This window comes from Maribacter sp. (assembly GCF_039968975.1).
In the GTDB taxonomy this organism is placed as follows: Bacteria; Bacteroidota; Bacteroidia; order Flavobacteriales; family Flavobacteriaceae; genus Maribacter.
Genome location: NZ_JBDVOT010000222.1, coordinates 25,628 through 35,846, shown reverse-complemented (window position 1 = coordinate 35,846; position 10,219 = coordinate 25,628). Strand labels below are relative to the sequence as shown.

Genomic DNA, 10,219 nt, shown 5'->3' with positions numbered 1-10,219 from the left:
TTATTTGTTGCCCATTCTATCAACCCTAATAGTTGAAACGTACCAAAAATAGCAATTGCAGAGACTAGCAATTCTGCTTCCCAACTTTCTTCTTTAAGTCGTTGCAGCCATTTTATATTCTTTTTATTTTCTAGAATTGGTGTGGTTTCTGGTGGTAAGCTCATTCTGTATTAAAAATCTCACGGTTAGTGAGACTAATATACCCTTTCTTTAAAAATTAAAAAACATTAAATCACTAAGAATCAACTTCGTCAAAAAAGGAATTGATTACAACATCTAACTCTCCCTGTATTTTTGGGTCGGTACTATTAATTAGTATGGAGAATACCAATTGCTCTTCTGGGTAAACAAAAAAGTTTGAATAACCACCTACCCCACTACCCACATGACCATAGAACTTTCTGCCCTTTGCATCTTCACTTACTTGCCAACCTAATCCGTAGTATGTAGAATTATAATTTATGTACTGAGCAGTTAAAAATTGATTTAAAATCCCATCATCGATTTCAATCTTTTTATCTAAAAATGCTTGTCCGAATTTTGCAATATCTTCTGACGTCGACAAATAACCGCCACCTGCTAATTTGTAAAAATTATCTACAGGTATCGCTTTTCTAAATCCTGAAAAGGCTTTTGTATAAAATGTGGTGACATAGTGCCTATCATTGGATGCTGTAATAGCATTAACCGTAATATCAGTTTGACTTTGACTACGCTCTGGGTGACGAGCCGGAGTATATGTATTCAACAACCCTAAAGGATTTAATACCTTTTCTTGTACATATTCTTCAAAAGGAATTCCGCTAGCTCCTTGCATAGCTGCAGAAATCATCACCCAATCAAAACTATTATACAAATACTCGGTTCCTGGTTTATACACCAATGGGTCACTAGCTAATAATGCAAGACTATCTGTTATACTAAAAGGCTCGTTCAAAGCAAATTCTTTTCCTCTGTAAACACGAATACCTGCGGTATGACTTGCTAATTGCCTAATGGTAAAATCCCATTCTTTTTTTGGAAAATCTGGCACATAAGAATAGAATGATTCATCCAAATCAATTAGCCCATCTTGTACCATGTGTGCCAATGCAGTTGCCGCAATCGGTTTAGAAACACTGGCTACCCTAAAAATTGATTGTTTAGGATCAACTTTTATTTTCTGTTCCAAATCAGCAAAGCCAAAACCTTTTTGAAAAATTGTTTTCCCTCCTTTTAAAACGGTAATTGCAATACCTGGTACTTTTTCGGTATTGACTAAATCTTGTAATAAAAAATCCGCTTTCACTAAACCTTTTAAATCAGTATCATTAGCTAAAACACGTTTAGCAGCAAATACATTTTTCAAGTATTTAATGATTGGATTCATTCCACAAAAATAAGTTTGCCATTAAACAACTCTTCTATTTCTACTGTAGGCGGTCTATTATAACTTTTTAAATCTCCGGTACCTCTTAGCACTCCAGTTAAACTTTCTTGCGGATTTACCAGAATATCATTAGACCCTCTATGGTTAACGTTTACACGCTGAGTCAACAATTCTTGAGCCTCTATTCTTGAATCTCCTGCCGCTATGCTTATAGTAAAGCTCTCTGCATTTCCTTTTAAATTGAAATAAGAAATTCCGTTGCTGGTAATACTCAAACTCGCTACATCTAATTCTAAATTAAATTCTCCGTCTGTGGTTTCAGCCTCTGGATCGGTAAAACTCTCTGACAGCAAGCTTAATCTCTCAAAGGCTAATACTCCTTCACTCTGAATAGGTGAACCGGTGCTACTGCGAATACTAGTCAAATTTGGAGTGGTTACATAAACGACCGTAGTGCCATAATCTCGTACATAATTACAGTCGTTGGTATCGGTCAACAACAATCGCCCTTCTTCAACAACAGCTGATACTTCATTGCGAAGATTTTCTCCTGTTTCAATTTCTACTTTTTGATTATCGCCTTGCTTTACAACCAGGGCAACATTTTCAAAAACCGTGATAGAAATAAATTCATCTACTACAACCTCTTCACGAAATATCTCTCCAGTACTTTGAAAACAATCTGAAGCATTTTCAGAATCGCACGCAATAAAAAACAGCAACAGCATAGATAAAGCAATTTGGCTGCCTAACGGTTCCAATCCTTTAAAATTCAATTTTAGTTTTTTATTTTTCAACATCTTATCTCTACAATCTTATTCCTATTCCAAATTCTACCGCCTCTGCCTTTGCACCATGAGATTTAAGCGTTACCGCTCCAAAAATCTTATCTCCAAAATAACGTTTTAGACCCATTCTTAAATACGTACGCCCCTCAAAGTCAAATGGATAATAGACATAATAACCAAACTGAGAAATTACCGACATTTTGTTAATGAATAATTCATGACCAGCGAATACCCCTACTCTCTTATAATCATCATCTGCATTAACTCCATTCTCAGGAAAAGCTATACTTTGATAACGAATTAATTCTTTTAGAAAACTAGAAAAGTAAACATCTGTACCTAATTGAAGAGCACTTTTTCTACTCAAACGTTTATCGGCGTAAGCAGATAAAACTACAAAACCATATTGACCTGAATCTATGACATCACTCTCATTTAGCCCTGTTCTTAAAGCTAAATTATAACGCACAGGTTCGGTTATTTTCTCCTTCTCTCTATGTATATATTCTATTTCTTTACCTCCGTCCAAATCGTAAACAAAACCAGCATTTAAAGCGAGTGTATTAGTAGATGTATTTGGTGCCCTAAAGTTGGCATTAGAATAATGAATTATAGAAACACCCGCTTTAAAACCTAGCCCCTTAACAATATTTTCTTTATGAAAATTAAACATTAAATAAGTAGAACTCAGTATATCAGAACCATAGGCATTATTTCTAAAGTTGATTACCTTGTCATAGGGGTTTGTAGCGTATGATATCCCCTGCCCTATTCGTAACTGCATGTTACGCCTAAAAAGATAAAAATTATAATGTGCGTACAGTCCGTAATTATCACCTAGCGTACTATTATTAGAATTTTGATAGATAAAAGAATATCCTAAATCAGGATAGTTATATGCTTCTTCCCAAGATTCTAAACCATAGGTTTTACGATTATAACTTAGAATTACACCCGCAGGGTGCTCCGTAATTAAGTGAGATATATCTGGATTGTGAAGAATTATAGAACCGTAAAACTGATTAGCGTCTAGCGTGTACTTTTTAGACTCCCCAGGTTCTTGACCAAAACAATTGGCTGCGATGATCAATATAGCGAATAATAACTTGAAATTCATTGAGGGCAAAAATAAGTAGTAAGTGGGAAGTACAACGCACAAAACTCAAAGTTCTTTCTCACAATTACTTTAATTTCTAGAGCAAGAATGTAAGTTCAACTGAATTTATGATGCACGAAGAAATTTTACCGAGAAGCTATCATGTTCAAAAGGTTCCCGGTATATTTTCACATCTTCATTACTCTATTACATCAAAAATACTTCAACTAAGAATTTAGCTATTCAGAAACTAGAACATTGCTTCAGCTATCGCTTTAATATTATCAGACTTACCCATAGAATAGTAATGCAGCACAGGTACGCCCGCCGCTTTCAATTCTTTAGATTGTTGTATTGCCCATTCAATACCTACTTTACGTACATCTTTATTGGTAGCACAGCCATCAATCGCTTCAATTAAATCTTGGGGCATGTCTATTCTAAATACTTGCGGCAGTAACTGCATATGCCTTTTTACGGCAATAGGCTTAATACCAGGTATAATTGGCACTGTAATACCTATAGTTTTAGCTGCCTCAACAAATTCAAAATACTTTTTATTATCGAAGAACATTTGGGTAACGACATAATCTGCACCGGCATCTACCTTTTCTTTCAAGCGCTTTAAATCTGATTGTAAAGAAGGTGACTCCAAATGTTTTTCAGGATACCCAGCTACACCAATACAAAAATCACTGCAATGCTCGCTTTCTATAGTTTCGTGTAAATATTTACCACAGTTTAATGCTTGCACTTGCTTCACCAAATCAATAGCAAATGGATGACCGCCATCTGTAGGTTCAAAATATTTCTGCTCGCTACGTGCGTCACCACGTAAAGCCATGACATTTTCTATTCCTAAATAATGACAATCTACCAGCATGTATTCTGTCTCTTCTTTTGTAAACCCGCCACATAGCACATGCGGTACCGTATCTACGTTATATTTATGCTGAATAGAAGCACAAATACCCACAGTACCCGGTCTCATACGTGTGGTTTTCTTATCTAGAAGTCCTTCTTTTTTTACGTAAATAGTTTCTTCCCTAGAGGTTGTAACGTCTATAAAAGGAGGATTGAACTCCATCAGTGGGTCAATATTGTTATACAATTCTTGAATATTACGCCCCTTTACCGGCGGTACAATCTCAAAAGAAAAAAGTGTTTTCCCTTTTGCATTATTAATATGGTCTGTTACTTTCATTTTCTAATCTATTCCTCAGTTCAAGAGTAAACCTTTAACAGGTATTTTTACTTCTATTCTTTTCTTTTGGGCGTTAGAGCGGGCTTTTCGCTGTATTTTTTCTATTTCAAAAACCCTATTAGCTATTTATAAGCTTAGATTAAATAGAAAAAGATGCCGCTGCAATCTCTAACGCAATACTAGTCTACGATATTCGGTGCCAACCATTTTTCAGCCTCTTCATAGGAGATAACTTTTCGTTCTGCAAAATCTTTCACTTGATCTTCTTTAATTTTTCCAAGTCCAAAATAACGCGCTTCAGCATTTCCAAAGTAATAGCCGCTTACAGATGCTGCTGGCCACATTGCCAAACTATCCGTCAGTTCTACACCAATGGTTTCCTTTACTTTCAACAACTCCCAAATGGTCAATTTCTCTAAATGATCCGGGCACGCAGGATATCCTGGCGCAGGTCTAATACCTTTATACGACTCTTTAATTAAATCCTCATTACTTAAATCTTCATTAGCGGCATAACCCCAATGTTTCATACGTACCTCTTTATGTAGGTACTCTGCAAAAGCTTCTGCCAAACGATCTGCAATTGCTTTTACCATAATAGAATTATAATCATCTAAATCCTCTTCATACTTTGCTGCCAATTCAGCGGTTCCAAACCCCGTTGACACACAAAAACAACCTATATAATCTTGCTTGTTAGAATCTTCTGGGGCAATAAAATCTGCCAAGGCATAGTCAGCAACACCTTCTCTACGTTCTAATTGTTGGCGTAAGGTTCTAAAAGTATAGCGCTGATCCGCACTTGAGCTTACACTACCCGCGTCAACTAAAATATCATCATCATTAATTGAATTCGCCGGAAACAACCCGAAAATTCCTTTTGCCTTCAATTTTTTCTCGGTAATAATTTTCTGCAGCATTTCTTGAGCATCTGCAAATAGGTCCGTAGCCTGAACACCTACCACCTCATCGGTTAGAATTGCCGGATATTTCCCATGCAATTCCCAGCTTCTAAAAAAGGGTGTCCAATCAATAAACGGAACCAACAGATTTAAATCTAAATCTTCAATTACCTGTATCCCCAATTTGTTCGGTTTTACAATTTCAGATGTATTCCAATCAATCTTAAACTTATTTCTTCTCGCAGCGCTTATAGGTTTATAGGTTTTACTAGAAGAACGATTCAAGAATTTCTCCCTGAATACATCATAATCATCCTTTATACTTTTTTTATAAGCTTTTGATGTTTCTTTTTGCAACAAATCTCCAACAACGGTCACCGCCCTAGATGCATCATTTACATGTACGACAGACTCATTGTATTGCGGGTCAATTTTTACTGCGGTATGGGCCTTACTTGTAGTTGCACCACCAATCAATAACGGAATCTTAAAATCTCTACGCGCCATCTCTTTGGCTAAATGTACCATTTCATCTAACGAAGGCGTAATCAAACCACTTAGTCCAATAATATCAACGTTATGCTCAATTGCCGCCGCTATAATTTTTTCGGGCGGAACCATTACCCCCAGGTCAACAATCTCATAATTGTTACATGCCAATACAACACTTACAATATTCTTACCAATATCATGTACATCTCCCTTAACGGTTGCCATTAATATTTTACCGGCATTGTCAGAATCACCACTCTGTGGATTTAGCAATTTTTCTTCTTCAATATATGGCAATAAGTATGCTACCGCTTTTTTCATTACTCGCGCAGATTTCACTACCTGTGGTAAGAACATTTTTCCGCTTCCGAATAAATCACCCACTACGTTCATACCTGTCATTAAATTACCTTCAATAACCTCTATTGGCTTATCGGCAGCTACTCTGGCTTCTTCTACATCTTCAACAATATATTGATCAATACCTTTTACCAAGGCACGTGTAATTCTATCCTGCAGAGGCTCTTCTCTCCAGGAAAGATCTATTTTACTTTCCTTGGTTTTACCGACTACAGATTCTGCAAAATCTAATAAGCGCTCTGTTGCATCATCTCTTCTATTTAAGATAACGTCTTCTACATGCTCCAATAAATCTTTAGGAATATCATCGTATACCTCTAACATACTAGGGTTTACAATACCCATATTCATACCTGCTTTTATGGCATGATACAAGAAAACGGAGTGCATAGCTTCACGCACAGGATTATTTCCCCTGAACGAAAATGACACATTACTTACCCCACCACTTACACTGGCATGCGGTAAATTTTCACGCACCCATCTGGTAGCTTCAATAAAATCAATGGCATTCAGCTTATGCTCGTCCATACCAGTAGCAACAGGGAATATGTTCAAATCGAAAATAATATCTTCTGGAGCAAAGTTTACCTTGTTCACCAACACATCATAAGAGCGCTTGGCAATTTCTATACGACGATCATAATTATCTGCTTGCCCTACTTCATCAAAAGCCATAACGATTACTGCCGCCCCATATCTTTTAATCAGCTTTGCATGATGAATAAACTGTTCTTCACCCTCTTTTAAACTTATGGAATTTACAACGCATTTACCTTGAACCACTTGTAAACCAGCTTCAATGATTTCCCATTTAGAGCTATCTATCATAATAGGCACGCGAGAAATATCGGGCTCAGAAATTACCAAGTTTAAAAACTTGATCATTGCCTGCTTGCCATCGATAAGCCCATCATCCATATTAATATCGATCACCTGGGCACCATTCTCCACTTGCTCTCTGGCAACTGCCAATGCCTCCTCAAATTTCTCTTCTTTTACAAGACGTAGAAACTTTTTAGAACCTGCAACGTTTGTACGCTCCCCAACGTTTATGAAGTTCGTTTCTGGGGTAACAATTAGGGGTTCTAAACCGCTCAACCGCAAATATCTGGTTGCTGGTTGTTGGTTATTGGTTGTTGGTATTTTAGACCTATTGCTCATTTAATCTATTTCACTTTTTAAAATAATTGATAAATCCATTTATCAATTTCTTACAGCTAATAATTCTCTTCTTAATAGCTTCAAAATCATCACTCTCAATATAATCTAAATCAAGAGCTATATAAAGTTGTGTTTCCAACTCATACAACGAACCTCTTGAAATATGTAAAAACTGTATGGTGTCTGATGCTGTTCTTCTTCCACAACCTTCAGCAATGTTAGAAGGAATAGACACTGCACATCTTCGAAGTTGATTAGTAAGACCGTAAGTCTCTTCTTTTGGAAAAGATTTGGAAATAGAATAAATATCCTTAACAAGAATTCTTGACTCCTTCCAAACATCCAATTCTGTATAGACTTTCATATCATTACTATTATTTTACCCAATAACTAACAACCAACAACTAAAATTGACGCGGAGCGAAATTTCCCACCACCTCAGCTATTGCCGTAATGTGTTCCGGAGTAGTTCCGCAACATCCACCTACTATATTAACTAGCCCCTTCTCTGCGTATTCTTTTATTTGTTCTGCCATTTGCTCAGGGGTTTCATCATACTCCCCAAATGCATTTGGTAATCCTGCGTTTGGATGTGCGGATACGGCATGCTCACTTTTGGACGCAATCACCTCTAAATGTGGCACTAATTGATTGGCTCCTAAAGCACAGTTAAAACCTACCGATAAAATTGGAATATGGCATATTGAGATCAAAAAAGCTTCTGCCGTTTGCCCTGACAATGTTCTACCAGATGCATCGGTAATTGTACCGCTCACCATAATGGGCACCTCTATATTTCTTTCTTCTTTTACTTCTTCAATAGCGAACAATGCCGCCTTTGCATTTAGCGTATCAAAAATGGTTTCCACCAATAATATATCTGATCCGCCATCTAAAAGTGCCTCTACTTGTTGTTTGTATGCAATACGCAACTCATCAAAAGAAACCGCTCTATAACCAGGGTCGTTAACATCTGGCGACATACTGGCCGTTTTGTTTGTTGGACCTATACTACCCGCTACAAAACGTGGCTTATTCGGCTCTTTTTGTGTAAACTCGTCAGCTACCATTTTTGCTATACGTGCAGATTCATAGTTCAGCTCGTACACCAAGTCTTCCATATAATAATCTGCCATTGCAATCGTGGTACCTGAAAATGTATTTGTTTCTACAATATCAGCACCTGCTGCAAAATATTTACGGTGTACTTCAGCAATTGCCTCTGGTTGGGTAAGTGACAATAAATCATTGTTACCCTGCAACGGATGTTCATAATCTTTAAAACGCTCCCCTCTAAAATCTTCTTCCGTAAATTTATAACGCTGAAGCATGGTACCCATAGCACCGTCAAGTATAAGAATTCGCTCTTTTAATATTTCTTTTATATCCTTCATTTTACGCTGTAAAATATTATGGTCCAATAAAAAGTTAATTCGAAATCAAGTAAGGAAAGTTCGGCTAGGTGCCTTATCTTTTGTTATCTGTCTTTGTTTGTACTGTAAAATAACAACGTAAGTCTGCTATTGCGAAACAAAGATAGAATGTAGCACCTTCTTTTCCGTAGAGGAAAGGGTTGCCAAGGTTTCAATGGGTCTAGTCCCTCCACCTTTCTTGATAACGAGTCAATTTATATATGAACTGTTTGCAAAGTAACGGCACAACATACTCTTATCCAAGAGTAATCTTGTTTTTTAGCAAACGAATTTTTTAAAATATGTCATAAAAAAAGCCTCTAAATCAAATATGAAGTAGAGGCTTTAAAAATTAAGTTTTGATTTTATGCAATACTTTGCACCACTTCTTTTTTGGCTTCTTTCTTAGAACCATCAAATCCTTCAACACCGCCAACGGTCGTATATTTCATTACATAGCGCTTACCTGGGTTGATTTGCTGGTATGCAAACTGACACATTACCGCCGCTTCATGAAAACCTGAAAGTATTAATTTCAGTTTACCTTCATAGGTATTTACATCACCAATAGCATATACACCCGGTATATTAGTTTGGTAATCTTTTGCGTTATTTACCTTAATGGCATTTTTCTGAATCTCTAAGCCCCAATCACCGATCGGACCTAATTTTGGAGATAGACCAAACAAAGGAATAAAATTATCTACTTCTAAATAAGTATCTTCTTTCTCCTTATCCGTATGCTTAATGACAACAGCCTCAAGACTATCTTTACCATGTAATTCTTTAACCTCTGCTTTTGTAATCAATTTAATTTTACCAAGCTTTGCCAATTCAGATGCTTTTTCAACAGAATCTAAAGCTCCTCTAAACTCATCCCTTCTATGTACAAGGGTTACTTCTGATGCTACATCGGTTAAAAATATAGCCCAATCCAAAGCAGAATCACCACCACCAGCAATCACCACTTTTTTATCGCGATATACTTCTGGATCTTTTATCATGTAAGAAACACCTGCATCTTCAAAATTTACAATATTTTCAATAGGTGGTTTTCTTGGTTCAAAAGATCCTAGACCACCAGCAATTACCACTACCGGAGCATTGTGTTTTGTTCCTTTATTCGTAGTTACTACAAATGAACCATCTTCTAACTTATCTAAAGTTTCCGCTCTTTCACCTAGCGTAAATCCTGGCTCAAACGGTTTAATCTGCTCCATTAGATTATCTACTAATGTACCTGCCAATATTTCTGGAAATGCCGGAATATCATAAATTGGTTTTTTAGGATATATCTCTGAACACTGTCCGCCTGGCTGAGGCAATGCATCTATTAAATGCGTTTTTAATTTCAATAATCCCGCTTCAAATACCGTAAACAATCCGGTAGGTCCCGCTCCTATAATGAGCATATCTGTTTTAATCATAGCTT

Annotated in this window: 8 protein-coding genes and 1 riboswitch; all 8 genes read right to left on the bottom strand. The window is 36.7% G+C overall.

The window, feature by feature from the left end:
* Positions 1 to 235 precede the first annotated feature (235 nt).
* Positions 236 to 1,369 (bottom strand): serine hydrolase domain-containing protein, encoded by a 1,134-nt coding sequence (locus ABJI11_RS15030; RefSeq protein ID WP_348353927.1) that lies wholly within the window; start codon positions 1,367 to 1,369, stop codon positions 236 to 238.
* Positions 1,366 to 2,145, bottom strand: coding sequence for a head GIN domain-containing protein (locus tag ABJI11_RS15025; protein ID WP_348353924.1), 780 nt, complete (start codon positions 2,143 to 2,145; stop codon positions 1,366 to 1,368). Before ABJI11_RS15025 ends, ABJI11_RS15030 begins: the two co-directional genes overlap by 4 nt.
* Positions 2,146 to 2,176: 31 nt before the next feature.
* Entirely contained in the window at positions 2,177 to 3,274 is a 1,098-nt protein-coding gene (locus ABJI11_RS15020) for an acyloxyacyl hydrolase (RefSeq protein ID WP_348353922.1), read from the bottom strand.
* Positions 3,275 to 3,503: 229 nt separating this feature from the next.
* The gene (metF, locus tag ABJI11_RS15015) at positions 3,504 to 4,457 is read right to left on the bottom strand and encodes a methylenetetrahydrofolate reductase [NAD(P)H] (protein ID WP_348353919.1); all 954 of its coding nucleotides are present in this window, start codon (positions 4,455 to 4,457) and stop codon (positions 3,504 to 3,506) included.
* A 179-nt stretch (positions 4,458 to 4,636) separates the two neighbouring features.
* A complete protein-coding gene (gene metH / locus ABJI11_RS15010; RefSeq protein WP_348353916.1) occupies positions 4,637 to 7,375 on the bottom strand; it encodes a methionine synthase in 2,739 nt (912 codons plus the stop codon).
* Between the two features lie 10 nt (positions 7,376 to 7,385).
* Entirely contained in the window at positions 7,386 to 7,739 is a 354-nt protein-coding gene (locus ABJI11_RS15005) for a four helix bundle protein (RefSeq protein WP_348353913.1), read from the bottom strand.
* Positions 7,740 to 7,779: 40 nt separating this feature from the next.
* The gene (locus ABJI11_RS15000; RefSeq protein ID WP_348353910.1) at positions 7,780 to 8,769 is read right to left on the bottom strand and encodes a homocysteine S-methyltransferase family protein; all 990 of its coding nucleotides are present in this window, start codon (positions 8,767 to 8,769) and stop codon (positions 7,780 to 7,782) included.
* Between the two features lie 80 nt (positions 8,770 to 8,849).
* Positions 8,850 to 8,996: riboswitch (SAM riboswitch) on the bottom strand.
* A 156-nt stretch (positions 8,997 to 9,152) separates the two neighbouring features.
* Entirely contained in the window at positions 9,153 to 10,214 is a 1,062-nt protein-coding gene (locus ABJI11_RS14995; RefSeq protein WP_276494575.1) for an NAD(P)/FAD-dependent oxidoreductase, read from the bottom strand.
* Positions 10,215 to 10,219: the final 5 nt, after the last annotated feature.

Excerpts from the sequence above, each read along its gene's own strand:
- ABJI11_RS15030 (WP_348353927.1), bottom strand. The coding sequence starts at position 1,369 with ATGAATCCAATCATTAAATACTTGAAAAATGTATTTGCTGCTAAACGT.
- ABJI11_RS15020 (WP_348353922.1), bottom strand. The coding sequence starts at position 3,274 with ATGAATTTCAAGTTATTATTCGCTATATTGATCATCGCAGCCAATTGT.
- metF (WP_348353919.1), bottom strand. The coding sequence starts at position 4,457 with ATGAAAGTAACAGACCATATTAATAATGCAAAAGGGAAAACACTTTTT.
- metH (WP_348353916.1), bottom strand. The coding sequence starts at position 7,375 with ATGAGCAATAGGTCTAAAATACCAACAACCAATAACCAACAACCAGCA.
- ABJI11_RS15005 (WP_348353913.1), bottom strand. The coding sequence starts at position 7,739 with ATGAAAGTCTATACAGAATTGGATGTTTGGAAGGAGTCAAGAATTCTT.
- ABJI11_RS15000 (WP_348353910.1), bottom strand. The coding sequence starts at position 8,769 with ATGAAGGATATAAAAGAAATATTAAAAGAGCGAATTCTTATACTTGAC.
- ABJI11_RS14995 (WP_276494575.1), bottom strand. The coding sequence starts at position 10,214 with ATGATTAAAACAGATATGCTCATTATAGGAGCGGGACCTACCGGATTG.